We start from the raw sequence: 25,623 nt of genomic DNA on the forward strand, positions 1-25,623 counted from the left end.
ATGGGTTCAACAAATTTTAATTCTTACAAAGTGTCGTTCTGCAAAGATATATTTACCACGATTTTCCAAATAGGGCAAAAAGGCTCTCCTCCCTTTTCAGGGACATCTGTTTTTAAAAGGGTTCTTCTAAATTTTTTCCCTGTGCTAAGAACTCTCTCTTTGAGCCCCTCGGCCAGTTCTTCCTCCTTGATAAAAGAAAGAACATAGCCCAAGCGCTGGAAAATAGAGACAGGTGTAGAGAGGATTACCTCTGTAGGAAGTTCTTGCCAACTCAGATGTTTTTTAATCCTTTGAATTACCTCTACTGCTTTTTGAATGCCTCCTATCTCTTTTTCATAGAGGAGCAAATCAACCGCAGTGAGCTCCAAAGAGGCTACCCGTAAAGTTCTTTCCTCTATAGAAAAAGGTAAGGTTTTTCTTTTTACTCCTATTTCTCTTAAGTTTTTGATATCCTTTTTGACAAGATAACGAATCTTACTTTGTCCCCTAAAGGAATCTCTCAGTGGAGGTAAGGAAGTTATCACTGTAATTTCATTTGCCTGTAAAGCCTCTTTGGGAGATAGATGTACTTCTACTGCACTGAGCAGGGCTACATAGTATTCCCTTTTTAGGTGTTGCATCAGTGTTTCAATGTAGAAATAAGGTTTTCCCTCTTCTCTGATAGCTTTGTTATCAGTAGCATTACCAATGTCCACAAAACGGACGATGCTATAGATGCCATTCCAAAGTGGCAGGAGCTTTCCTTGCTTTTTAAGTGTCCCTAAAGTATTGAGAATAGTTTTTTCTTTAAGGTGAGCAAATACCTCTTTTAGCTCCTGCATAGAAAAGCTGTAAATACCCTTTTCCTCCAATGATTGTATCCACTTTCGTATAGTTAGTCCCTTCATATTGAAAATACATATCGTTGCAAAACATTTGCAAAAGTACTATATTATTTCTAAAGAGCAAATATATTGGAACAAAAAGTTATCAACAGGAGGACTAAACTTCACTTAGGATATGGTACATAATCCGTTGTGTTAGCTCACAGACTTTCTTTACTGAAAATCTTTACCTAACCTTTGTTAGTATTTTCGCTTTTTGGAAGTTTTCTCAGGAAACTCAAAGGCAGTTTCACCATTTTCTTTCAGATGTATATAGGCATCGAAAGTGCTGCCTGATTTGCTTTTCATTCCTTTTATCAGAGGTGTTTTTCCTTTTTCAAAGAGCGTTTTGAGCAACTCATCAGTAAGAGGTTTGCCACATACATTCCTAAAAAGCACATAACCACAGTCCTCATCAGGGCATTTGGCTACCTTTTCAAACAGTAATAAGGAAGCATTTCTGCATTTAGGACAGGTGATTTTGAGTTTTTCTTTTTGGGGTATATCCATAGCCAAAAACGTATCAGTAAGACTATGGGTATAGGCTTCCATATCCGAAGAAAAACTATCGGGAGAGAGCTCTCCTTGTTCTATTTTTTGCAATTGACTTTCCCATTCGCCTGTAAGGGCAACATCGGCTATAGTAAGTGATTTTACCCACTCATATACCTGCATTCCTTTATCGGTAGGAATAAGAGACTTTTGTTTGCGTTCAATATAATTGCGCTTTAAAAGCGTCTCAATAATAGCGGCACGTGTGGCTGGAGTACCTATACCTGCTCCTTGCAATAGTTCTCGTTGCGCCTTATCTTCTAAGGTCTTTCCTGCTGTTTCCATAGCCCCCAACAGTCCTGATTCAGTATATAAAGCGGGAGGTTGGGTGGTTTTAGAAAGGATTTCAACGGCTTTAATCTTTATACTTTCTCCTTGTACAAGTTCAGGCAGCACTTGATTGCTATCACCTTCATTGTCTTTTTCACTATCTTTGGCAGTTTCATCAGAGTAAAAACCACCGATAGCGCGCCAACCCGCTTGTAACACTTGAACACCTTTTACCAAGAAGTCAGTGTGCAGCGCCTCCAGTAGAGTCTTTTGCACTTCTTTTACACAGGGTTCAGATACCGCTTCCAAAAGTCGGGTGGCAATCATTTTGTAAATAGTATTTTCTTTTGCTGTAAGGTTGGTAGGAAAGCGCTCTGTAATAAGAAGTCCGTGATGGTCTGTTACTTTCAAATCATTAACCATCTTCTTATTCAGCGCCCCAATTTTCACAAGTTTAGCTTCGTTGGCGTATGCCTCACTTTCTTGTAACAAACGTATCAGCTGTGGGATTTCTTCCCATACATCCTCTGAGATGTACTTACTACCAGTACGTGGGTAAGTAATGTATTTTTGCTCGTAGAGACTTTGAGCGATTTGCAGGGTCTCATCGGCTGAAAAGTTCCATTTTTTATTAGCTTCTTTCTGAAGACCTGTTAGATCATAGAGCAAAGGAGGTTGTTCTTTTACCACTTCTTTTTCAGTGGAAATCACCTCGGCCATAGGAGACTTTTCTAATTGTTTTTGTAAGGCTTCAGCTTCTTTTTTATCCTCAATTTTAGCTGAGATACTGAAAAAATCAGTATAGCTTTTTTGGTGCTTGAGTCGTAATTGATAAAAAGGCTTCTTTTGAAAATGTGTGTGATCTAAAAATCTTTTACAAACCATTGCTAAGGTAGGTGTTTGCACCCTACCTAAGGAATAAATCCCTTCACCTACGGCTATACTTAGGGCTTGGGTAGCATTGATACCCACCAGCCAATCAGCCTCACTACGCTTTTGAGCAGAGGCATACAGCAAATCAAAAGCACTTCCTTCTTGCAGATTGGCAAGTCCTGTTTTGATACCTTTTTCGGTTAAGGAGCTAATCCAAAGCCTTTGAAAAGGTTTTTGACATTGCAAATATTCATAGATATAGCGGAAGATCAGTTCTCCTTCACGACCTGCATCGGTGGCTACAATAATGGAACTACACTTCTTAAAAAGGCTATCAATGATTTTAAGCTGTTTTAAAGCCATAGGGTCTGACCTGTAACCTTTCTTATCCTCAGGAATTTGTTTGGGTACCAAGATAAAGGGGCGAGGTAGAATAGGTAGGTGTTCTCTGTGGAATCCTACACAACCATACGCCTCTGGAAGGGCTAATTGCACTAAATGTCCCAATGCCCAAGTAACAGCATAATCATTACCTAACAAATATCCATCTTGTTTTTCACTTGCCCCCACTATAGCGGCAATCTCTCTTGCCACACTGGGCTTTTCTGCTAATATAACTTTCATTTTTCTACGTGTATTGAGGTTAAAAATTAGAGTTATACTTTGCGTCCCTTGGACTTCTTAGCAGTTTCTTTTTGAGCTGTTTTTTCTGATTGCTTTTGAGGGCGTTTTTCTTCTTTAGCTTTAGAAGTTTCAGCTTTTTGTTTGGTAGAAGAAACTTTATCAGTAATGTCCTTTTGAGGATTGTTAAAGCTCATCTCTACCTTGCCTTTGTCCTTGTCAAAAGTAAAATAACCGCTATAAGTTTTACCGGCTTTGCTCTGTAAACCTTCTAAATAAATAGGATTACCCTTGCTCAGTTCCTTGTGTTGCTCTTCGGTAAGAGTTACTCCTCGTATGATTGTAGGAGCCTCAGTGAGTTTCTCTTGATTAGCAAGTTTAGGAGCTTTGTCTTCAAAAAGAAATTCCACATAACGCTTGTCGGCATTGAACTGCACAGTTGCGTTAAAAGGCTCTCCTTTTTTAGAGGTCATTCCCTCGACAAACAGAGGCTTGCCTTCTTTGAGCGTTTGTTTTTGCTCCTGGGAGAGTTTGACTCCTTTGATTTCATCGGGGACTTTGATGTGTTCACTGCGCAAGGCAATGATTTCATTGGTGAGCTTGTCAATACTGATGATAGAAGGGATTTTCTCCCCTGTTTTGCTATTGGTAAGCTCAACTGTACGTCCCATATTTCCTGTGGTAAGCAGGTTCTTTTTATCCTCTTCTGAAAACTCGTGACCAAAGAAAGGATAATCCAATTGTGGTTCCTTGCGCATCCCGTGAATGGCTACTGCTACTTTTCCATCAACTTCCCTTAGGGATAGACGAGCATCAAAACGGGTTACTGTAGAGCCTAAATTGAAACTAATAGGTACCAGTTCATTGGTTTTATAACCTTTTAAGAGGGGCTCTAATAGGTTTCTCTTCTCTAAAGACTCTCGACTCACCCCTAAGTTTTGTAACGTTTCCCAATCAATAGCATCAGGGTTGTACTTGAGTTCCTCTTGGGCAGGAGTATTTTGAGATTGTGCCTGAGCAGGAGCTTCTTGTGCTTGTGCCTGAGCAGGAGCTTCTTGTGCTTGCGCTTGAGCAGGAGCTTCTTGTACTTGTGCTTGAGCAGGAGCTTCAGGAGGGGTCTGAGCAACGGCAGTCTCTCCTTCTTGTTTTAGAGTAGCTGCTTTTTGCTCTTGTTTGATATACTGCTCAGGAGATACTTCGTACTTCTTGAGGTATTCCTTACCCTTTTCAGTGAGCTTTGCCAGATGGTTTTGAAGTTTTTCTATCGTATTTACCGATTTTTCTATCGGTATTTTAAAGAAAGAAAAACGAGAAGGGTTCTGGGCTTGGCGCATAAAGTTGCTAAAGAAATTAGACAGCATATTACCTTGCTTGTCTACTTTCATAAAGTCATCCAAGGATTTGCTGTCAGCAGGAGCCGTTTTTAACTCTCCTTTCTCATCAATTCCTTTTACAGCCTTAAGCTGTTTTTCTTCTTTGTCAAATACCAGTAGGATATCAGATAGTTGTTCATCCACTGGGATTTGATTGTCGTAATTTGCCGTATCGGCGTGTTGATTTTCTGCCATTATTTAAACATCTTTTTTTAATTTGGGGGTAAAATTACTCCCTTTGTAAGACGTCTAAGAGAGGCTGTCCTTTTTAGGCATAGTATTTCCGTTTTTGGCTTTTAAGGCTGTTACTGGCACACTGAAATGTTCTCGGATAAATTGATGTACATCCGAAAGCTTGTAGTATATTTTGCCTGATATGGTATAATAAGGCAGTTTGCCATTGGAGCGATACCTCTGCAGGGAACGTGCAGAGATTTTAAAGGTGAGCATCAAATCTTGATTGTCCAAGAGTTCCTCACCATCCAAGCTGTTTTTGCGTTTTTCAGCTTTGTCTATTTGCTCTTTAAGCAAATCAAAACGATCCATAATGCGTTCCATCCACGCTATAAATTCTATTCTGTCGATTTCCATTTTTTATATTTGTTTAATACTTCGATTGTTAGATCTTAATCTTAGAATATCTAAAAGTTCTTCTTATCCTTGTGAGTTCTTGTTATCCTCCAAAAGTTCTTTTAGCACACTGCCCATTCCTAAGAGTTGGTCATTACCCTCTTGAGGAACTAAAATGCCCATTTCTTTTAAGGTGCGGATATAACCTTTTGCGGTGCGTTCCTTTACATCAGTCCTTTTTTGAATTTCTATGTTCAGTTCTTGAACTGTCCACAAAGTTCGCTCTTTAAAAAGAGGAGAAACTAACGAGGCTAAGGTACTGGCTTTATTGGGTTTTTGGTCTTCGTTTTTCTGATTGCCTACATAGCTATGCATTCCCAGTTCATTGTTCCATCTAAAAAGTATTTGTGGGGTGTCGCTAAGGCTGCCATTGCGTATTTTCATCGGTTTGACCGCTGAGATAGGACTGTTCTTCTCCCTTTCGATAGAAAGCACTGCCGTTGCTTTGCGTTGTAGTTCAGAGCCTAAATGACCTCGGAGTTTAAGTCCGCTGGGGGTGAGGTGTAATACACATACGATACAGGTTTTGTAGTTACCTGCCAAAAGGTAAAGCTCTTCTATGAGTTCCACGCTTTCTTGCTCGTTATTCACAGCTCCAATAAGGTCGGCTATACCATCTATAACCACCAAATGCACTCCTGCACATTGGTAGTAAAAACTCTCCAAGCCTTCACGAATGACCTTTAATCGCTCTCTGCGAGGGAGTTGGGTGAGGCAAAAGGCGTGTAGCAAATCAGGAAGAGAGGTTAGTTTAGCTCTTTTAAGTAGCTTGCTGATGTTTTGATAGAGCTGGTCTTGAGACTGTTCTGTATCGAAAAATAGCACCACTTTATCTTTTGGGCAAGGCAGTAGCGTTGTGCCCAATGTGTCAATAGGTAGGTTCTTACTGTTAAGACAACCTGCAATGAGGGCGCTTATATAATGGCTTTTGCCTGTACCTTCGCCTCCTGTAATACCCAATAAACTACTCTGTACTCCTACAGGAGTTCTGCCAATGGAGATGATTGTTTCTTGCTTTTGGGGAGGTTTATCCCATTGGATTTCGCAGTTTTTAAGTAGTGATAGGCTTTCTTCATAGTGTTTGCTAAGGGTCTGATAAAAGAGTTGCAATAGGTCTCTACCCGTTTTACCTTGCGCAAAATAATCGGATATATCTTTATCCTTTTTAGTACCTGAAAGAGGTAAGACCAAACGAAATACTTCTAAAGGTGCTAATTGGGCTTGTTGCTCTAAAGAGGCTCTTTTACCTGTTTCGTCGCTGTCGAACAAAAGGACTAAATGTCGGAATCGCATTTTTAGCTTTTGGAGTTTTTGTAAAGGAATGTGGGCTGTTTCGCTATTGAAACAGATAGCCGAAAAGCCCCTGCTGGCTAAGCTCATTACATCTTTTTCACCTGCGGTGATAAAGAGAATGTCGCCTTGTAGTGGTAGCTGAGACTCACCAAAGCAATAGTTTTCGGGATTACCTCCATAGAGAAAGCGCAGTTTAGAAAAGGGACGATAGACCTTTAAGTGTTTTTTAAAAAGGTAAGCAAACATCCACTCATTATAGGTGGAGGTAATAGTGTAAGGTTTGCCGTCTTTATTGGTGCTTGAATAGCTTTGCAGAGAGATTACATTGTACCTGTTTAGGATTTCTTGGGTGATGCCGTATTGCTGCCAATAGGCTAATTCTTCTTGGGTGAAAGGTTTTTGGGTAAATTGATAAGAGATAGATTTTTTGGTTTCTGAGGTAATACTTTCTATGGTGATAGTGGGAGGTATTTGAGGTTTTTGTGTAATTATAGAGGTGGATTCCTCTAAACCCAGATGTAAATCTCGATTGATAATCTTTAGGATTTCGATAAAATCAGAGGCATTTCGGCAGTCCAATTGATATAGGTAACCTACTAAGAAAAAACAGTCACCCCTGAAAGTATCGTTGCCAAAATCTTTCATCTTATAAATCCCCTGTCTGTCCTTATAGATATTGCAGGAAGCATTTTTATCGTCATAGAAAGGGTTTTTAAAGTTTTTACCTACCCGCCAGTTGCCTTGTAGATAGTGCTGGAAGACCTGTAGTCCTCCTTCGGTTCTACTTAAAATATCTTGCTTTTTCAACATAACCTTTGGCTTTTTGAGTGAGGGATTGCAGGTAGCTTTCAGTGTTTTCTACCGATTGACTGATAAGGAGTTTGCGAATGCTTCCCAAGGTATAGAAATACTGTCCATAGATTTTGGAGTAGGTGATTTCATTGCGTTTGCGCATTCGCCATAGAGTTTTCTCACTTAGGTGGAGATATTGACAGATTTCTTTTTGGTTGAGCCACAAACTATCCCACTCAATAGGCTCTTGCTTGAGTTGGTTTTCAATGCTTTGGAGTTGCTCCATAAGGGCTTTCCAAGCGGATTCTTCAATGGTGATTAAATTCATTGCGTATAGGGTTAAATTCTCGGCAGCAAAGTTCTGACAAATACAAAACATAAACTGCCAAGTACTACCCATTGAAATGTGCATTTTAACGCAGTTGAAGTGATTTTTATTTATTTTATTGATTATGAGTGTATTACAAGATAATTGTAACGTATTTTTGGAGTATAAACTACTTTTATAGGAAGAAATGTCTAAAAAATGCCAATGGGCTATAATGGGCTTTTTGAGAAATGGAGGTAAAAGTGTGTTTAGGGAGTTTCTATAGAAGAGTTAAATTGAAAATAATAAATATAATTGAAAATAATGAATATAATATTTGATTATAAATCCTTCTCCCTAAAAAAGGGAAACTGTCTATTTCCCTAAAAAACTGATTAAACAATGTTTAAACGTTTTTATTTGAAGTTAGCAAAACTACTTTTGGTCGGAGTTGTTTATATGATCTAGTAAAGCCGCTTTTAAAGCATCGAGGAAAGGTGTAAGGTTTTTTGAGCGTCCTTTCATACGATGAAAAGTGTGATACAGATCTCCCAATTCTACCTTGAAGAGCTTTTCAAATACCGCAGTTAGCTTCTTGATAGAAACTTTTCCTGATGAAATGCGATTGGTAGCATACAAACCATAGATTAGCTCTATGAGTTCAGTCTTTTTCCCTGTCCATTCTAAGAGATTTAGAATTTCTAAAGGCATATCTTCTTCTTCACGAGTACGAAAAAAAAAGATAATCGGAGAGTTCCTTGGCAGCCCCTATCTTAGCAACTTCAAAGCTACCACAAGTAGAAAAGGCTCCATCAAAAGAAAACAAATACTCCTCTTTGCTTTGAGGAAGGTAGTCGTAATTGCGAGTAAAATACTCTACATCACGATTGGTTCTTCCTAAAGCAATGTAGCTGAAGAAATCGGTTGCTTCTAAAGTCTCTGACTCTTTAAACCATTGGGCTTCTTTGTCTTTTAGAAACTTTTTAGCAGCCTCAGTAGAGAGTAAAGTTGCTTTACTTTCTATCTGGTAGATCTCATTATAGAAAATGAGTCTGCTAACCATTTGAGGTTGTACCTCGCGGAAGAAATGTATCTCTTCTGCTTGGCCCGTAAAACCTTGTTGCAATACCTCTTCCTTGACCTTCCTTAAAAGGTCTTTTAGGAATTGTACCATTTGTAAAGATTCTTTAACCACGGCGGATCCTTCCAGCGCGGTTTGGCGTTCTCTTACAGCCAACTGATTCAAGATTTGTTGAAACATAAATAAAATATTAAATTTATTGCGCTATATTACGAAAAAACAATGATATACGCAAACTAAAAAAAATCTTCATTTTTTAAACAACTGGTTTGCAGGAGATTTACAATTAGCTCCCCGCAAACGTGCGCTGCTGCATAGGCTTCTACAGAAGCCTATGCAGCAGCGCACGTTTGCGGGTGCAAAGGTAAAATTTTTTGTTTATATTGTCAAGATGTTGTACCTTTGCACCCAGAAGTTACTGAGAAAATAGGTATAATCAAATGAAATAAGAACCATTACTAAATCGTTACCTACTCTTATTGTAATTCCTATATCTTCTTTATTTTGAATAGATTATAAAAGTAGTTTCAATTTTTGCCCAAAATCAAACCATACACCATCACCAGCATAATACTGTTCCAATTTTATATCTCCAGCCATATAATCTTGCATTATTTCTATTAACTAAACCAAAAACAATCCGGTTTTTTGTAAGTAATAATTTTGTCTTACAGCTTCTTTTGCTTTGTCTGATATCCAAAAATCAGGTGTAAGCAGAAGTCCATCTTTCATTACTTTAGCCTTATGACTTACTTTTTTAATATGCTTAACAATATCTTTAAAAATTGTACACATAGGATACTTTTCAGTAGCATAATTACCTTTCAGGTTATCATTTTTATCCTTCAAACTGATAGTTTTAGGATAAGTAAGCCGTAATCCAAATACATTTTCAGGCTGGTGATAGATGGTCGATAGCAAGTTTTTTTCCTTTTTGTATAGAAGATGAAAAGGATCTATCTCCATAAAAGGTTCCTTGCTCCGTACCAGTTTATATTCCTCCGATACCTTACCTCCTAGTACCACTTCCGGAAAAATAAGTTTCTCTATTTGGTCAATCATCCCCTGCCGCATCGCATCTTCTACTGAAGCCAATGTTTTGTGATCATACTTTTCTTCACGAAGTAGTATTTTTTCATAGTACTGCTGGTAAGCTGCAAATATTTCTTGCTTTTCAGTGCCAAAATAATCTATATTCACACGAGTATTGTTAGTTACAAACTCACAATCCTCTCTACCAAATATAGTTTCAAACTCCTCAGGAGTGATAACAAAATAAAATTTATGCCAAGTATTTCCGAAGTACATCCTATAATATTGTTTAATTTAAGTTAGAATACGCTTTATTAAAATTTTGCCAAAGACTGAAGCGCCTATCGCACTACAACCTTTGGCAAAACTTACAATCATTTGTTTGTTAGAAACTAACAAGCAAACACTAATTAAAACATAGCTTTAATCTCTTCCAATAATCTAATTTGTTCTTTTACCGATTCTGTCTGATGTAAGCCACGTTTTATACTAATCCCTTCTTCTAAAGCCTTTATAAGCATTTGTTTCCCTTCTGGGTTTTCCATATCTTGAGCTATCCCTTTCAACGACTTGTTCAAAAGAACTACCAATTCTGTATTATCCAAGCCCATTGCCCAATCATAAGCTTTCTTGAAATTAGCAGCTACTTCGGCATTATCTCTTTCAATAAAAGGATAGTACACCGTGTAAGGCATAATAGCAGGAAGGTATTTTTCCATCTTGTTATCTATAATCACCGGGGTAAGTCCAGATAGCTGGTCTGCATCAAGATCCGCTGGGTTTGCTTTTTCTAAGAAGTTCTTAGCACGAGCAGGATTGGTACGGGCTAAAGCATTAAGTGCTGCATTTCTTACAGATCCCGAAGCGATATTTAGTGCTTTTTCATACAAATCTATATAATCTCTTTTGTATTTTGAAGTTGCCAACACCCATATAGCTGCCGATTTTACTAAGTTCTTATCATCATTAGCAGCTACCTTCTCTACCAAGGTAACATCTTCTTTAGTAAGTTCATAATCTGCCAACTTTTGGAGGGCTATAATACGTATCTGGAAATAAGGGTCTTTTAGCCCTGCCAATAGTATTTCTTTACCCTGAGGTGCAGTAGGAGCGGTTACAGCTTCCATACGGCTTTTTAAGGCTTTAGCATGCTGCATTTGGTACAGATTCTCTTCCCACGTTTTAATATAACGTTCCTCCAATATCACTATTCCCTCAGGATTTATATCTACTAGTTCAGGAGCTACCGACATTTCAAAAGTAAACAGATTCTCTTTTTTAGCATTTACCCATACTTTATGGCGTACTGCTTTACCATTATGATAAATATCTATATCCAAAGGAAACTGAAAATAATTATCTTCTCCTTTTTGTATAATATTAACTGATAGTTTTTTAGTTTCAGCATCAAAAGCCTTTTTAACCTGTACTATAGGGTTACCACTCCCAAAATACCACTGATTAAAAAACCAGTTAAGGTCTTTACCACTTATCTTTTCAAATGAAAGGCGCAACTGATGTGCCTCACCAGTACCATATTCATTGCTTTTCAAATAATCAGTAATAGCTTTAAAGAAAGCCTCATCACCAAGGTAATTACGTAACATATGAAGTATAGCACCCCCTTTGTTATATGATACCAAGTCGAACATATCCTCACGTGAGTCATACCCAAAACGCACCAAATCTTTAGTAAAATCATCTGGACGCTGATGATATTGCAAAGTATTATTACGCAAATGATAATCAGCCGCATCTCTACCGTATTTATGGTCTATCCATAAGTACTCACTATAATTAGCAAATGATTCATTCACTGTAAGGTTAGACCAGCTTTCAGTTGTCACCAAGTCGCCAAACCAATGGTGAGCCAATTCATGTGCAATAATAGGTTCCCAGTGGTTTTGATCGTTAAGAGCATCAGCACTTTGGTAAGCAGTTTCTGCGTGGCTTACAGCAGTTGTATTTTCCATTGCTCCACTCACAAACTCACGCACTATCATTTGTGCATATTTAGCCCAAGGAAAATCATACCCAAAACGTTCTGAAAAGAACGTAATCATATCAGATGTATTACCAAAAATCTTTTTAGCTACAGGCGCATATTCCTTTTCCACATAGTACTCTATAGGCACTTTACCACGCCAAGGTTTATCTTTTACTACTGCAAATTCACCTGCTCCCATAAATACAAGATAAGGAGCATGAGGCTTATCCATCACCCAGCGGTCTGTACGCATACTACCTTTCTTCAAGCTACTTTTTAGCAACCCGTTTGAAAGAGTAACAAAGCTATTAGGCACAGTTATCTCTATTTCGTGAGTCATTTTTTGGTTAGGCTTATCAATAGTTGGGAACCAGCATGATGAACCTTCTGTCTCTCCCTGTGTCCATACTTGGCGCATAGGCTTATCAGCTTCTCCTTTTGGGTTGATAAAGTAAAGACCTTTAGCATCTGTAATAGCACGACTTCCTTTATCAGTTACCATCTCAGGCTGAGCCGTATATTGAATATAAACTGTATAGTTTTCTCCTTTGTTGTAGGTTTTATTAAGCTTTATACGCAGCATATCTTTTTCATATCGATACGAAAGCGGTGTTTGCTTACCCTTTTGGCTAAGAGCCACTTTGTGAATAAGCATTGCTTTAGCATCTAGAATAAGACTATCATTAGCGTAGAAAAAAGGAGCCGCTGTAATCCACTCTTCTCCATCAAGGGTTTGGTTATCAAAGTTAAAACTCACCTTCAACGAAGTATGTTTTAAGGCCGTTTTCTTTTCAGGAGTTGCGTGATAAAGGCCTCTTCCCGAAGTATCAGTTTGTGCCGAAACGTAGCCCATTACTAAGAGGGCTATGCTGGCTAAAAGTCTTTTTTTCATTAGTTTAGCTTATTTTACTTTATAAAAATATATTTAATTCTTTATTCCTAAAGGTTTAATTTCGGCGCAAAGGTACAAATACTTACCAAATTTGCAAATCAATAACCAACAATTATAAATTTCAGCACCCCCTACCTCCTACCCTCACCCTACAATCCCCAAACATTCAGTCTAAGATCAATATAAGATGAAAAAAGCTTGAACGAACGAATAACGAAGGATAAACGAACTATAAACGAAGGATAGTTAGTGAGCAAACACAAACTTATAACCTATAACTTATACCCTTCTATTCCTAAAAACTACCCCCTAACACCTAAACTATTTCTTACCCAAAACCAACTGATTAATAACCGTAAGTGTAATAGAAATATTATTCTCGTAATAACGCCTCGCCCAAAAAGTATATGCCCAACGAACAAAAGCCGCATCACGCTCATCAAGGGCTTTCTCAAAATCAGCAATATCATATCGCTCAAAAATAGGTCTCAGCCTCTCAAGCTGCTCTTCCAGAGGTTTTTGCAATATCATCACATCCAATATATCTTCATACACATCTGGCGCACTATCCTCCATTTGATGGTATATAGTAAGTAACTCATTAGCATACAGCCTAATAGTAAAAGCCGTAGCTTTACCTTCCTTCCCTTTTTGGGGCAACAAATAGCGCAACAATTCGTCTCTAAAAGTATACCAAAAAACAGCCAGCCTATTATTATCACGCCCCACAATTTCAGCTAGTCTATTTAGCGTAGGATGTTGGCGCTTTAACTGCTTATTAGGCGCTTTAAGATACTTCGTAAAATGCGATACTTGCGTCAAACTATCATAGCGCTTATCAGATAAAATTTTAGCCAATGAGTCCGCATTAAACTGAACCTTATCCCACTCAAAAGGCTCCTCCTCCTCACCTCCTCCATAATCATCATAATCATCTATAATAGTATCATTCACCACCCCAAACTCATCTTCATTAACCTCTTGCGGAACATTAAAGTTAGAATAAGCATACCCCAAAGCATACTCCGGCATACGAAAAGCACAATATGACATACACAAACCAAAAGCAAGAGCTATACCACTGAAAATCAGAAAAGTATTACCTACCATTGTCAATTTCCTTTTTCTCAGATAATTACCCAACCAAAAAAGAGGAAAATACACCAATGCTATACGCAAGTACAAATCTCCCGTAATATCGCTACTCAAATTATAATACTCGTGATGCGGCAATAACCATAATAAACAAGTAATAAGAAGAAAGCCCATAAAAAACAACTCCGATAAAAGCAGATTTTTCACCCAAAAAGCAGTCTGCATAGGAGCCTTTTTCTTAGCAAAATAAACAATAGGAGCTATAATACCCGCTACCAATACCGATAGCAAAACAAAAAGAAGAAAGTAAAAAAGCACAAATATGAACGAATCTTGATAAAGCTCCTCCATCGACAGATCAAAGTAATACAACGGTTCACCTATGAAACGCAAGCAGTTACAAGCCTCCTCATAATTTGCACAAAAAAATAATACCCCTATAAAAACTACAGGAGCTATGAGTTGAAACCAAGCCAGTGAATGTAAGTAATAAGATTTCATTTAAAAACACTTTTTTAGGTGCAAAGATAACGATTATTTGTTAAATTCCTAATTAATTCGTACCTTTGCCCCATAAAAATAATATAAAAATGAAAACAACCTTACAACGCATTAGCTTAGGCTTAGGCATCATTATAACCTCTGGTTTTTTGGTGAATGCTATGTCAGTAAAAAAAGAAGAACGCAATATTTACCAACAAGCTCAAGAAGAAGTAACCCATAACCCACTATCTGCCAATGCCTCCGAATATAAAGACAGCTTTTTTAATAACTACAAAGTCTACGCTATTGATTTACCTGATAAAATAGACTTTGCAGGTGAACAAGTACCTCTAAACGACCCCGATGTATATGAGCGTTTGGATAGAGAGTTCCTTGTCAATGCCTATTGGCAATCCAACGGATTGCTACTTATCAAGCGGGCTAATAAGTACTTCCCTATCATCGAGCCTATACTAAAACGCAATAACATCCCCGACGATTTTAAATACTTAGCTCTTATAGAAAGCGGACTTACCAATGCCGTATCGCCCTCCGGAGCAAGTGGCTTTTGGCAATTTATGAAAGCTGCTGCCCAAGAATATGGCTTAGAAGTAAATGACCAAGTAGATGAGCGCTATCACCTTGAAAAAGCAACTCAAGCAGCCTGCGATTATCTAAATCGGGCTAAACGCTCCACAGGCTCTTGGACGATGGCTGCCGCTGCCTATAACGCCGGAGTAGCAGGTATGAATAAGCAAACCTCTTTCCAGCAAACCGATAACTACTATGATTTATGGCTGAATACCGAAACCTCTCGGTATGTATTCCGCATTTTAGCGGTAAAAGAAATAATGAAGAATCCCAGAAAGTATGGGTTTATTTTTGAAACAAAACACTTGTATAATGAACTTCCTACCTACAATGTAATGGTAGATGGCGCTATTGAAAACCTCACCGATTTTGCCAAGAGCCATAACATTACCTATAAAGATTTGAAGATTTATAACCCTTGGCTACGCGATAGGAAGTTAGATAACAAAAGTAATAAAACCTACTATATAAAAATCCCGAAGAAATAATTATTTTATAATTAGAAGTTACAGTACCGATATTTGCAGGTTATTAATATCAGGAGCGAATTGTTGTAGTACTTCGGCCTTGCCATTGGCATACCAAAAGTGTTGAGCAGGAGTATCAGTATCGTTCAGTAGGTTATATTCTTCAAGTATATGGCGGGTTTGTTTAGCTACTGCATACCCCGAATCAATTACCTTAATATGAGGGGGAATAAGCTGTTGTATTTGTGGTAGTAAGTAAGGGTAATGTGTGCAGCCCAACACTAAGTAATCAATACCTTGTGCTACCATTGGTAATAGGTGATGACGTAAGAGTTCTGTCATTTCGGGGGTATTCATACGCCCTGTTTCAATAAGTTCTACTAGCCCCTCACCTACTTGCTCAATAATCTCTACTTGTTCTTCTTGCTTAAGGTGTTCACTATTTTTAGCAAAAAGGTCACTGGCAAGAGTACTACGGGTAGCTAGTACACCAATCTTCTTAGTAACACTCTGCAAACTGGCAGGCTTAATAGCTGGTTCAATTCCTATAAAAGGAACTTCTTTATAAGTTTCCCTCAAATACTGAATAGCATTTGTAGTACCTGTATTGCAGGCTACTACTATAATTTTAGCTCCTTTGGCAAGCAATAAGCGCGTATTTGCATCACATAAGGCAATAATTTCAGCTTTTGTTTTCTCGCCATAAGGGGCATTCTTATTATCAGCTATAAATAATGTATTTTCATTAGGCATTAAGGCGTTTACTTCTTTCCAGATAGTAGTTCCTCCCACCCCCGAATCAAATAGGCCTATAGGGGCTGTTTTATTGTTTATATTTTCCTGCATATTCATTACTGCTACTTTTCAAGCTGCAAAAATAAAAAAAGTGTTCGTTATAGCGAACACTTTTTTCTTCTTTTTTTAATATGAATAGATTAAAAACCTAAATCTTTTTTCACTGCACTGAACAAATCTTCGCCAGTAGCTACAATTACGCTTGAACCAGCACTTGCATCCAATACGTATTGAATACCTTTTGCTTTAGCAACTTTTTCAATAGAAGCTTTTACTTTTTTCAATAAAGGCTCTACCAACTCTTGTTGTTTTTTCTGAATGTTTTGCATAGCAGTTTGCTGATTTTGACGGATGTTATTTTCCATATTTTGGATTTCTTCCGATTTTTTCATAAATTCAGCTTCACGAGCTTTAAGTTGAGCTTCGGTAAGAGCTTGAGCTTCTTTTTGGTATCTTTCAGCTTTAGCTTGTAGCTCTTTAATAGCAGCCTGAATGTCGTTTTCATAGCCTTGTTGCAATCTTTTTAGTTGAGATTCAACTGATTTTCTTTCAGGCATCTCTTCTAAAAGTTTTTGCACATCAATATGGGCAACTTTTACTTGTGCAGTTACCATTGTTGTAGCTCCTAAAAACAGAGCTAATGCCACCATCAACGTTCTAATGTTTCTCATCATTTGTTTAATATTAGTTATTTTAATTATTTACTTCCTTAATTTATTAATTAGTTTGTGTTTGTTTGCTTGTACGTGCTTCGCGCTCTTGTTGTGCTTTTTGTTGGCGTTCGGCTTGTTCTTTGGCGCGTTGTGCTTGTTGGGCTTCACGCTGTTCTTTGGCTTTTTGCTGGCGTTCAGCTTGTTCTTTGGCACGTTGGGCTTGTAGAGCTTCACGTTCTTTTTTAGCTTTTTCTTGCTTTTCGGCCTGTTCTTTAGCGCGCTGAGCTTTGAGAGCTTCTTGTTTTTGTTTCATTTCCTCAGTTTTGCGCAAGCGTTCTTGCTCATATTGCACACGGCGTTCTTCACGTGCTTTTTCGGCTTCTTTGCGTTTTTTCACGCGCTCTTCCACAAACTCAAAATCATAGCTTTCTTTTAACAGCTCGGCCATATCTTTGTTACGATCGTCGGCATTATCTTTCTTTTTCAGTGCGCGTAGCACTATCTTGCTGAGATTATGCTGCTCATTAGAAAAGAGCATTGTAGCATCGGTTTTTTCAAAGATAAAATCATACTTACGAAGCTTACCTATCTGTTGCACTATATTGAACACTTGGTCCTGTATAGGTTTTGCCAGCATAAACTTCTGGGTGATATACTCTCCTTTTTCGGCATTAAACTTCTGCTCTTTATAAGCATTAAGGTTATGCTTTAGGAGGGCGATTTCCTCTTCTTTATCTTTGATAAGTTCTGGGGTTAGTAATGCGCGTTCGGCTTCTAACTGTTTTTCGGCTGTATCTATTTGGTTCTGTCTTTTTTCTATTTCAGCCTGCCATTGCTCTACTTGTAGGGCAAACTGCTGGCTAGCAACCTTGTAGTCTTCCAAGTGTGAGAGTATGTAGTCCATATCTACATAACCTATTTTGGAGGGCTTTTGTGCATAGCCTCCCCCTACAACACTTAGTAGCAATACCGTTAATAGGGTTCGTAATCTTTTCATAGAAAATATCGTGCCAAAAATTAAAATTGTTGTCCAAAAATAAAGTGTGTTTGCCAACCGCTGCGGGTATTAGAGTTTGCTGGGTTATCAAATCCGTATCCAAAATCTATACCAAGCATACCAAATTGAGGCATAAAGAGACGCAATCCTAAACCAGCTGAGCGTTTTAACTGAAACGGATTAAAGTTGCTCATTCCATTGTACACATTACCTCCTTCGGCAAAGGCTAAACCATAAATAGATGCCATTGGCTTTAAGGTGATAGGGTAACGCAACTCCAAAGAGAATTTGTTATATACAGTTTCTCCGCCATCGGATGATAAGGAATAGTTTTCATAACCACGCATTTGTATGTTCTCACGGCTATCCATATTGTAATAACCTAAGCCATCGCCGCCCATAAAGAAACGTTCAAAAGGTACTATACCGCGCTTGTTATTATAGGCGCCTAAGTAACCAAAATCAGCACCAAATTTGAGTACAAACTTACTGTACAAGTTGGTGTACCAAGCTGATGTAAATTTGAGTTTGTAGAACTCTAACCAACGGAAACGCTCTTGATCAATAGCTGATACTTTATCACTATCTTTATCGGCTACAGCGGCTTCTCTGTCTTCGGCTAACTTACCATAATCGATTCCGTTAAATAAAGAGTATGGAGGGGTGAGCTTTGCACTGATACTAAAGTTACTGCCCGACATAGGGTAGATAGGGTTAGGACCACTTGAGTTACGCGATAGGGCTAATGTATAAGCTAATGAGTTTGATACCCCATCTTTGAAAGTGAATACTCCTAAATTGGTATAATCTTTCAAATCGTAATGTTGGTAGCTAAGGTTATGTGCTATTTGGAAATAGTCGTCGGGGATGCGTAACCTTTTGGCTAAACCTACACCTATACTAGTAATATATACTCGTTTGCTTTTATCGACATCATAATTACGGTAGTTATAGCCAAACTGCTCGGTACGGTTAAACTGTACCGAAAACTGTACTGGCTGCTTCCCTCCCATCCAAGGCTCGGAGAATGAGAAACCATAGGTGCGGTAATATCTACTTACTTGTACACTAAGTGATAAGGACTGACCATCGCCCATAGGTACTGGTTTATAGGCTTTGGGGTTAAACAAATTCTTGACAGAGAAGTTGTTAAACGATAAGGCTACTGTACCTATGAAAGTACCTCCGCCGTAACCACCTTGTAGTTGTACTTGGCTTGAGCCTGTTTCTGTTAAGTTATATTCTATATCGACAGTACCTGCGTTGGGATCGGCATTTTTAAAATCGGTGCCTATATTTTGAGCATCAAATAGTTGTAGCTGACCTAACTCACGTATGGTACGTACTATTGCATCTTTGCTATAAAGATAACCTGGGCGGGTACGCATTTCGCGGTAGATAACATAGTCGTTTGTTTTTTGGTTACCTACTACGCTAATTTTGTTAAAATGAGCGGGTTTGCCTTCTTGTATGCGCACCTCAAAATTGATAGTATCATTATTTACTGAGGTTTCGACAGGGTGTATTTGTGAGAACAAATAACCACTATTTTGGTACAAGCTTGATATATCTTCGGCATCGGGTTTGGAGTTATCTTGGATACGTTTTTTAAGTAGTACTCCGTTATATACATCTCCTTTTTTGATTCCTAATATTTCATTAAGCACTCGGTCATTATAAACTGAGTTACCTAAGAAGCGTATATCACCAAAGTAGTAACGTTTTCCTTCTTCGACAGCTATGCGCAAATCGACATTGCCATTGGCATTGCGGATGAGGGTATCATTTACTACACGGGCATCGCGGTAGCCTTTTTCTTTGTAGAAATCAACTAGCTTAGTGAGGTCTTCATCAAAGTCTTTTTTAACATACTTAGATCGTTTCCAGAAGCGACCTAGTTGTATTTTTTTGGTACTTTTGAGTTTGCGGCGTAGTTGTTTTTCGGTAAATTCACTATTGCCTTGAAAGGCTATATTATTTACTTTTACTTTGCTACCTTTATCGATGTGAATGAGCATATTTACGCCATTGGCATCGGTAGTATCTACGCGGGTATTGACTGTTACTTTGGCGTTAAGGTAGCCTTCTTTGTTATATTTATTGATAAAGTAGTTACGAGTATTGGCTATGAGGCTTTCATTTACTTTAACTCCTTTTTTATCGATACCAGCTTCTTTGAGCAATGTTTCTTCTTTTTTCTTACCTACGCCTGATATTCTCGCCTCGATGAGTGAGGGGGTTTCTTGTATGGCGAGTTCTAAGAAGACTTTATGACCTTCAACACGTTGTATGTAAATATTAATATCGCTAAACAACTTATAGCCCCATAATTTGTGGATAATAGCGCTGAATTTTTCGCTGGGTATTTCAATTTCGTCACCTACTTTTAGGCCTGAAGTGGTGAGGATGGTTTGTGAGTTATATCTTTTAGCCCCAGTAACTTCAATGCCACCGATGGTATATTTTTTTCCTTGTCCTAATGATATTCTTTCTTCTTCCTGAGCATTCACGAGGCTAACCACAGCCAAGAATGCCAACAATAAAAATCTTTTGAGCATAGTTTTACTTAAGTTGTTCGCTTGTTTTTCCAAATCGTCTTTCTCTGTTTTGATAGTTTAGTATAGCTGCTTGTAGGTGTTCTTTGGTAAATTCAGGCCAAAGTACATCGGTAAAATAGAGTTCGGCGTAGGCTATTTGCCACAATAAAAAGTTACTAATACGGTACTCACCACTGGTGCGGATAAGCAAATCGACATCGGGGAGGTTATGAGTGTACAAGTATTTTTGTATTGTAGCCTCGGTAATAGCCTCGGGTGTTAGGTTGCCTGCTTGTATATCAGTAGTTATGTGCTTTATAGCGGTGGCAAGCTCTTCACGAGAGCCGTAGCTAAGTGCCAGAGTGAGGGTTGTGGTGGTATTGTGTTTGAGTTTATCGATAGTAGCGAGTAATGTTTCTTTTGCTTTGGGTGGAAATTTATCTAAATTACCTATGACATTGAGTTTTACTCCGTTTTTGTGGAGTGCATCGGCTTCTTTTTTCAAGAATTTTATAAGCAAATCCATCAGGGCTTTTACTTCGAGGGCTGGGCGGTTCCAGTTTTCGGTTGAGAAGGCGTACAATGTGAGGTATGGAATATTATGCTGGACACAATATTCGACTACTTGACGTACAGATTGGACTCCTTTTTCGTGCCCGAAAGCTCTTAGCAAGCCTTGCTTTTTAGCCCATCTGCCATTACCATCCATAATAATAGCTAAATGGGTAGGATATTTTGTAATTTCCATAAAATAAATAAACTATTTTCTACAATAACAAGGTTCTTCGCCAAAGGTATAGGTAAGGGTAAGGCCTGTGAAAGTGTACCAATCATTGGTGCCTTTGTTACCGAAAGAGAAGGGGCGGCCATTGGGCTGGCTGCCATCTAAGTTATTGGTAAAGGTATATCTAAATCCGACCTCGCCAGCAAGGATGAGGCGCATTGTAATTTTCTTTTTAACCCCGAATATTACCGGTACTGCGTAGCTAAAAGTACGCTTGGTGGTATCGGTAGCCTCGACGGGTGCTGGTGAGAGAGGCTCGAAATAGAGATCGTCGTGCCAAAAAGCTGCTACGCCCATATACATATATGGTGTAAAGGGCTTATCGAGCAAGTTACGGATACGGAAGCTGAAGAAGTTAAATTCGGCTCCTGCTGAGAACTCGAGAGCATCGCTTTTGAATGAATATTGGCGGTTGACCTTGGCAGGTATATCTGACTTTGAATCATCACCAAACAATGTTGTTTTATTGATTTGCAGGCGTGCTGCCAATCGGGGGTGTAGGTTCCATTTGAACAATCCGCCAAAGGCTGGCTGATTAGGCAATACGTAATAAGTGCTTCCAACGTCGGATATTGGGTTACTTCCGCCGAGGAATACGCCTATCTCATAACGTTGTGCTGATGCGATCTGCACCATTAATAGTAATCCGATTATATATAATTTTCTATACATTATGCTATTTCTATGCAAGGTGCAAATATAGGAGTTTTATCCGACATAGCATTCATCTTTTTACATTTTTTTTATTCCCAAGGCACCGTTTTTTGAGCAACCCCTCTATACACAACTGATTATTAAGCAAATACACCTTTTATATTATTTAAAAATTTATTGCTATTTTTAGTTGGAATACAAAAAGTGTTAGCTAAAATGACTCTATTTGTAGTATGGCATACCAATATTGTGCCAAAGTTTTTTTGGTAATAGTTTTTTTGGGGGGTGGTAGCTTAATGGCTATCCTTCGTTTATAGTTCGTTTATCCTTCGTTATTCGTTCGTTCAAATTATATTGGAGGGGGTGCATAGGGTGGTTGTGGTTGGGTTATGGCTGAAGATTGGTAGAATGGAGAGATATTCTTGGGGGGGTGGGGTGTGAGATGTAAAATGGGTATTGGGAGGGAGCTGGAGGGATGAGAGGGTTGGGATATGAGGGCGATGGTTGAAAGTTGGTACAATTTTTGCTGTTGGTATTTAATCACTAACTATTAATAATTTAATTTAAACGTTTATGGAAAAAGTAAAATGCCTTATCATAGGCTCGGGCCCTGCGGGGTATACTGCTGCTATTTATGCATCACGTGCGAACTTAAACCCAGTGTTATATCAAGGGGAACAGCCTGGTGGACAGCTTACTACTACCAATGAGGTAGAGAACTTCCCTGGTTATCCTGAGGGGGTTATGGGTACTGAAATGATGATGCAGTTGGAGCAACAGGCTAAACGCTTTGGGGCTGATATTCGCAATGGCTGGGTTACTAAGGTAGATTTTTCGGCTCACCCACACAAAGTATGGGTTGAGGATAAGGAGATTCAGGCTGATGCGGTGATTATTGCTACAGGGGCATCGGCTAAATACTTGGGATTGGAATCGGAACAACACTACCTAAAAATGGGTGGAGGTGTATCGGCTTGTGCTGTATGTGATGGTTTCTTTTACCGCAATCAGGAAGTGGCTATAGTAGGGGCTGGAGACTCGGCTTGCGAAGAGGCGCTTTATCTTGCTAATCTTTGTAAGAAAGTAACTATGCTTGTGCGCCGTGATGAGTTTCGCGCTTCGCAAATTATGAAAGACCGCGTAATGAATTCGGCTAAGATAGAAGTTCTTTTTAATACAGAAACAGAGGAAGTATTGGGAGATGGACAGGTGGTATCGGGCATTAAAGTGCGTAATAACAAGAGTGGAGAGATAAGAGAAATACCTGTTACGGGCTTTTTTGTTGCTATAGGTCATAAACCTAATACTGATGTGTTCAAAGCTTATATTGATACTGATGAGGTGGGATATATTAAGAATGTACCTGGAACTTCACTGACGAATGTAAAAGGGGTATTTGTAGCTGGCGATGCTGCTGATACACGTTACCGACAAGCTATTACTGCTGCTGGTTCGGGCTGTATGGCTGCCTTGGATGCTGAGAAATATCTGCTAACTCTTGAATAAAGAGGAGAGCGGAGGATGATAATAACAAAAGGCTGTTCTGCAAGAAGAACAGCCTTTTATGTATTTTTTTATGCAATTTTGCTAATTAATATATTTGGTAATTGGCAAATTATTTGTACTTTTGTGCGCTCAATTTTATTTTTACAATATCTAAAATATGCAAAAACCTTTAATATTAGTTACTAACGACGACGGTATTACTGCCCCTGGCATCCGTTACTTAATAGAGATAATGAAAGAATTAGGCGATGTAGTGGTGGTAGCCCCTGATTCGCCACAGAGTGGTAAAGGTCACGCTGTAACCCTTGACGCTACTATGTATTGCGACCCTGTACCAAGCACTAATGGTGCTAGTAGAGAGTTTGCTTGTAGTGGTACGCCTGCTGACTGTGTGAAGATTGCTAAACACGAGGTACTGAACGGGCGTATGCCAGACCTTTGTGTGAGTGGGATTAATCATGGTTCAAACGCATCCATAAACGTGATATACTCGGGCACAATGAGCGCTGCTATAGAGGCTGGTACAGAAGGTATACCTGCAATAGGCTTCTCATTATTAGACCCGAGTTGGAATGCTGACTTCTCACAAGCACGTAACTATATTAAAAGTATAGCTGAAAAAGTATTGGCAGAGGGACTTCCTAAGGGTACAGTGCTAAATGTGAATATTCCAAACTTAAAAAAAGAAGATATAAAAGGAGTAATGGTGTGCAGACAAGCGCGCTCACGATGGATAGAAAAGTTTGACAAACGGGTAAATCCGCAAGGGAGAGTGTACTATTGGATGACTGGTACTTTTGTAAATCAAGATGAGGGGAAAGATACTGACCAATGGGCGCTAGAAAATGGTTACATTTCGGTAGTACCAGTACAATTTGACTTAACTGCCCATCAAAATATTCAGCAATTTCAGCAATGGGAATTTTAAATATGAATAGTGAAAGAAAAGACCAGCTTTTGGGCTTTGTAATAGGGATATTAGCCAATGCTTTGGGTATTTGGGCGTATATCCTTATTTTTTCAAAGTACAGTATTAAGATTACATTTTTAGATGCTTTTTACAAGGGGTATTTAGGGAAACTTATCCTCTTAGGAGCACTACTTGACCTTGCGGTATTCTTTTTCTTCCTTAAAAGAGAAGAGAATGAACGAGCTCGAGGGGTGTTATACGCTTGTATAGCCCTGACTGTTGCTATTTTGATATTACAATTCACTTAAAAACAATTTAATATTATGAGAATTAAAGAATATTCAGCTTTTTTGTATCGTATTTTATTGGTATACATATTTTATGCGATAGCTCGTGGACTTTTTATTGCCTTCAATATGAGTTCGATGGGTGATGATATGAGTTTTGGGGTGATTTCAAAGCTTTTTTATTACGGATTACAGTTTGATACCTCTGGTATCTTCTATGTAAACTTGCTGTTTATACTGCTTAGCTTACTGCCTTTACGCATCAATGCAAGAGCTACATATCAAAAAATGTTATTCTACGTTTATTTTATTACTAACGGAATAGCTTACCTTACTAATTTTATTGATGTACTATACTATCCGTTTAGTAAATCACGCCTTACAAGTGCCTCATTAGCAGTGGTAGAGAACGAACAGAACAAAACAGCATTGCTATTTAGTTTCTTAGGCACATACTGGTATATGGCTCTTATTTTTATAGGACTTATATGGCTATGGATTTTCCTTTATAAAAGGGTAAAAGTAACTGAAGTAGAAATAGCTGCAAAACCTTATTTTATAACATCGACACTGGCATTTTCGCTTGCTGCTGTGGGTATAGTATATGGTATCCGTGGTGGTACTTGGGATCATTCTTCACGCCCTATTAATATAGTAGATGCAAGCCGTTATACTAATATTACAGGACAAGCAGATGCTATACTAAATACCCCTTTTACACTTATTCGTACTTTGGGTAAAAATAAAGGATTTAGAGAATATCATTTTGTAGATGAGGCATATATTAATGCTAATTTAAAACCTATTAAACAATACAATCGGCAAGTGCCAAATAAGCCTAATGTAGTAGTATTTATATTGGAAAGTTTTAGTAAAGAATATTGGGGCGCGATGAATAAACGAACTAATATACCTAACTTCCAAAGTTATACTCCTTTTTTAGACTCGCTTGCACAACACTCATACGTATTAGATGATGCTTATTCTACTGGCAGACAATCAATACACGGTATGTCATCAGTATTGGCAGGGATACCTACGATACAAGTAGCTTATATGTCATCACCTTATTCACAACAGAAGGTGCAATCGGTAGTATCGGTAGCTAAAGAGATGGGTTATGACACTTCATTTTTCCATTCGGCACCTAATGGTTCAATGGGCTTTTTGGGCTTTTCAAACATTTTAGGATTTGACCATTATTACGGTAAGAATGAGTATAATAATGATGCAGATTTTGATGGTATGTGGGGTATTTGGGATGAGCCTTTCTTCCAATATATGTGTGATGTATACAA

At 38.4% G+C, this 25,623-nt stretch carries 22 protein-coding genes (1 of these 22 running past the window's edge); 5 read left to right on the plus strand and 17 right to left on the minus strand.

Annotation, left to right across the window (positions count from 1 at the left end; all coding sequences use genetic code 11):
• Positions 1–23: 23 nt before the first annotated feature.
• The 11 genes from C4H12_RS05735 to C4H12_RS05785 form a co-directional block, all read right to left on the minus strand.
• On the minus strand, positions 24–887 hold the full coding sequence (locus C4H12_RS05735; protein WP_106098063.1) for a type IV toxin-antitoxin system AbiEi family antitoxin: 864 nt from the start codon (positions 885–887) through the stop codon (positions 24–26).
• 177 nt (positions 888–1,064) lie between these two features.
• Positions 1,065–3,182 carry a type IA DNA topoisomerase gene (locus tag C4H12_RS05740; protein ID WP_106098064.1) on the minus strand — a complete coding sequence of 706 codons (2,118 nt, stop codon included), beginning with the start codon at positions 3,180–3,182 and terminating at the stop codon, positions 1,065–1,067.
• Between the two features lie 32 nt (positions 3,183–3,214).
• Positions 3,215–4,747 carry a DUF3945 domain-containing protein gene (locus tag C4H12_RS05745; RefSeq protein WP_106098065.1) on the minus strand — a complete coding sequence of 511 codons (1,533 nt, stop codon included), beginning with the start codon at positions 4,745–4,747 and terminating at the stop codon, positions 3,215–3,217.
• Between the two features lie 54 nt (positions 4,748–4,801).
• Positions 4,802–5,143 (minus strand): helix-turn-helix domain-containing protein, encoded by a 342-nt coding sequence (locus tag C4H12_RS05750; RefSeq protein ID WP_009389008.1) that lies wholly within the window; start codon positions 5,141–5,143, stop codon positions 4,802–4,804.
• Positions 5,144–5,206: 63 nt separating this feature from the next.
• Positions 5,207–7,285 (minus strand): bifunctional DNA primase/helicase, encoded by a 2,079-nt coding sequence (locus C4H12_RS05755; RefSeq protein ID WP_106098066.1) that lies wholly within the window; start codon positions 7,283–7,285, stop codon positions 5,207–5,209.
• Complete coding sequence (locus tag C4H12_RS05760) at positions 7,257–7,667, minus strand: helix-turn-helix domain-containing protein (RefSeq protein WP_016420649.1); 411 nt, start codon at positions 7,665–7,667, stop codon at positions 7,257–7,259. Before C4H12_RS05760 ends, C4H12_RS05755 begins: the two co-directional genes overlap by 29 nt.
• Before the next feature lie 342 nt (positions 7,668–8,009).
• Complete coding sequence (locus C4H12_RS05765) at positions 8,010–8,285, minus strand: RteC domain-containing protein (protein WP_106098067.1); 276 nt, start codon at positions 8,283–8,285, stop codon at positions 8,010–8,012.
• Between the two features lie 10 nt (positions 8,286–8,295).
• Complete coding sequence (locus tag C4H12_RS05770) at positions 8,296–8,835, minus strand: RteC domain-containing protein (protein ID WP_106098068.1); 540 nt, start codon at positions 8,833–8,835, stop codon at positions 8,296–8,298.
• A gap of 444 nt (positions 8,836–9,279) precedes the next feature.
• A complete protein-coding gene (locus C4H12_RS05775) occupies positions 9,280–9,963 on the minus strand; it encodes a hypothetical protein (RefSeq protein WP_106098069.1) in 684 nt (227 codons plus the stop codon).
• A gap of 134 nt (positions 9,964–10,097) precedes the next feature.
• Positions 10,098–12,566, minus strand: a complete 2,469-nt coding sequence (locus tag C4H12_RS05780; RefSeq protein WP_106098070.1) for a M1 family metallopeptidase — start codon at positions 12,564–12,566, stop codon at positions 10,098–10,100.
• A 321-nt stretch (positions 12,567–12,887) separates the two neighbouring features.
• A complete protein-coding gene (locus C4H12_RS05785) occupies positions 12,888–14,162 on the minus strand; it encodes a hypothetical protein (RefSeq protein ID WP_106098071.1) in 1,275 nt (424 codons plus the stop codon).
• Between the two features lie 89 nt (positions 14,163–14,251).
• Here C4H12_RS05785 and C4H12_RS05790 point away from each other — a divergent pair, with 89 nt between their 5' ends.
• Complete coding sequence (locus C4H12_RS05790) at positions 14,252–15,223, plus strand: lytic transglycosylase domain-containing protein (protein WP_106098072.1); 972 nt, start codon at positions 14,252–14,254, stop codon at positions 15,221–15,223.
• An 18-nt stretch (positions 15,224–15,241) separates the two neighbouring features.
• On the opposite strand, the gene murI is transcribed toward C4H12_RS05790, so the two are convergent.
• The 6 genes from murI to C4H12_RS05820 form a co-directional block, all read right to left on the minus strand.
• Positions 15,242–16,054, minus strand: coding sequence for a glutamate racemase (gene murI, locus C4H12_RS05795; RefSeq protein ID WP_254424827.1), 813 nt, complete (start codon positions 16,052–16,054; stop codon positions 15,242–15,244).
• A gap of 83 nt (positions 16,055–16,137) precedes the next feature.
• Complete coding sequence (locus tag C4H12_RS05800; RefSeq protein WP_106098073.1) at positions 16,138–16,671, minus strand: OmpH family outer membrane protein; 534 nt, start codon at positions 16,669–16,671, stop codon at positions 16,138–16,140.
• Between the two features lie 43 nt (positions 16,672–16,714).
• Positions 16,715–17,647: an OmpH family outer membrane protein gene (locus C4H12_RS05805; RefSeq protein ID WP_106098074.1), complete on the minus strand. Its 933-nt coding sequence runs from the start codon at positions 17,645–17,647 to the stop codon at positions 16,715–16,717.
• Between the two features lie 20 nt (positions 17,648–17,667).
• Positions 17,668–20,205: an outer membrane protein assembly factor gene (locus C4H12_RS05810; protein WP_106098075.1), complete on the minus strand. Its 2,538-nt coding sequence runs from the start codon at positions 20,203–20,205 to the stop codon at positions 17,668–17,670.
• A gap of 4 nt (positions 20,206–20,209) precedes the next feature.
• Positions 20,210–20,932: an isoprenyl transferase gene (locus C4H12_RS05815; protein WP_106098076.1), complete on the minus strand. Its 723-nt coding sequence runs from the start codon at positions 20,930–20,932 to the stop codon at positions 20,210–20,212.
• Between the two features lie 12 nt (positions 20,933–20,944).
• Entirely contained in the window at positions 20,945–21,640 is a 696-nt protein-coding gene (locus tag C4H12_RS05820; protein WP_106098077.1) for a DUF6089 family protein, read from the minus strand.
• A 555-nt stretch (positions 21,641–22,195) separates the two neighbouring features.
• On the opposite strand from C4H12_RS05820, the gene trxB reads away from it, so the two are divergent.
• The 4 genes from trxB to C4H12_RS05840 all read left to right on the plus strand — a co-directional run.
• Complete coding sequence (gene trxB, locus C4H12_RS05825; RefSeq protein ID WP_106098078.1) at positions 22,196–23,128, plus strand: thioredoxin-disulfide reductase; 933 nt, start codon at positions 22,196–22,198, stop codon at positions 23,126–23,128.
• A 157-nt stretch (positions 23,129–23,285) separates the two neighbouring features.
• Complete coding sequence (surE, locus tag C4H12_RS05830; protein WP_106098079.1) at positions 23,286–24,056, plus strand: 5'/3'-nucleotidase SurE; 771 nt, start codon at positions 23,286–23,288, stop codon at positions 24,054–24,056.
• Complete coding sequence (locus C4H12_RS05835; protein WP_106098080.1) at positions 24,044–24,346, plus strand: hypothetical protein; 303 nt, start codon at positions 24,044–24,046, stop codon at positions 24,344–24,346. Before surE ends, C4H12_RS05835 begins: the two co-directional genes overlap by 13 nt.
• 15 nt (positions 24,347–24,361) lie before the next feature.
• On the plus strand, positions 24,362–25,623 hold the 5' portion of the coding sequence (locus C4H12_RS05840) for an LTA synthase family protein (protein ID WP_106098081.1). Its footprint extends 667 nt past the window's final position; only the first 1,262 of its 1,929 coding nucleotides appear in the window; its start codon is at positions 24,362–24,364; its stop codon lies beyond the right edge, outside the window.

The organism is Capnocytophaga sp. oral taxon 878 (genome assembly GCF_002999135.1).
Classification (GTDB): domain Bacteria; phylum Bacteroidota; class Bacteroidia; order Flavobacteriales; family Flavobacteriaceae; genus Capnocytophaga.

Coding starts and splice junctions, on each gene's coding strand:
- C4H12_RS05735 (WP_106098063.1), bottom strand. CDS start 887: ATGAAGGGACTAACTATACGAAAGTGGATACAATCATTGGAGGAAAAG.
- C4H12_RS05740 (WP_106098064.1), bottom strand. CDS start 3,182: ATGAAAGTTATATTAGCAGAAAAGCCCAGTGTGGCAAGAGAGATTGCC.
- C4H12_RS05745 (WP_106098065.1), bottom strand. CDS start 4,747: ATGGCAGAAAATCAACACGCCGATACGGCAAATTACGACAATCAAATC.
- C4H12_RS05750 (WP_009389008.1), bottom strand. CDS start 5,143: ATGGAAATCGACAGAATAGAATTTATAGCGTGGATGGAACGCATTATG.
- C4H12_RS05755 (WP_106098066.1), bottom strand. CDS start 7,285: ATGTTGAAAAAGCAAGATATTTTAAGTAGAACCGAAGGAGGACTACAG.
- C4H12_RS05760 (WP_016420649.1), bottom strand. CDS start 7,667: ATGGGTAGTACTTGGCAGTTTATGTTTTGTATTTGTCAGAACTTTGCT.
- C4H12_RS05765 (WP_106098067.1), bottom strand. CDS start 8,285: ATGCCTTTAGAAATTCTAAATCTCTTAGAATGGACAGGGAAAAAGACT.
- C4H12_RS05770 (WP_106098068.1), bottom strand. CDS start 8,835: ATGTTTCAACAAATCTTGAATCAGTTGGCTGTAAGAGAACGCCAAACC.
- C4H12_RS05775 (WP_106098069.1), bottom strand. CDS start 9,963: ATGTACTTCGGAAATACTTGGCATAAATTTTATTTTGTTATCACTCCT.
- C4H12_RS05780 (WP_106098070.1), bottom strand. CDS start 12,566: ATGAAAAAAAGACTTTTAGCCAGCATAGCCCTCTTAGTAATGGGCTAC.
- C4H12_RS05785 (WP_106098071.1), bottom strand. CDS start 14,162: ATGAAATCTTATTACTTACATTCACTGGCTTGGTTTCAACTCATAGCT.
- C4H12_RS05790 (WP_106098072.1), top strand. CDS start 14,252: ATGAAAACAACCTTACAACGCATTAGCTTAGGCTTAGGCATCATTATA.
- murI (WP_254424827.1), bottom strand. CDS start 16,054: ATGAATATGCAGGAAAATATAAACAATAAAACAGCCCCTATAGGCCTA.
- C4H12_RS05800 (WP_106098073.1), bottom strand. CDS start 16,671: ATGATGAGAAACATTAGAACGTTGATGGTGGCATTAGCTCTGTTTTTA.
- C4H12_RS05805 (WP_106098074.1), bottom strand. CDS start 17,647: ATGAAAAGATTACGAACCCTATTAACGGTATTGCTACTAAGTGTTGTA.
- C4H12_RS05810 (WP_106098075.1), bottom strand. CDS start 20,205: ATGCTCAAAAGATTTTTATTGTTGGCATTCTTGGCTGTGGTTAGCCTC.
- C4H12_RS05815 (WP_106098076.1), bottom strand. CDS start 20,932: ATGGAAATTACAAAATATCCTACCCATTTAGCTATTATTATGGATGGT.
- C4H12_RS05820 (WP_106098077.1), bottom strand. CDS start 21,640: ATGTATAGAAAATTATATATAATCGGATTACTATTAATGGTGCAGATC.
- trxB (WP_106098078.1), top strand. CDS start 22,196: ATGGAAAAAGTAAAATGCCTTATCATAGGCTCGGGCCCTGCGGGGTAT.
- surE (WP_106098079.1), top strand. CDS start 23,286: ATGCAAAAACCTTTAATATTAGTTACTAACGACGACGGTATTACTGCC.
- C4H12_RS05835 (WP_106098080.1), top strand. CDS start 24,044: ATGGGAATTTTAAATATGAATAGTGAAAGAAAAGACCAGCTTTTGGGC.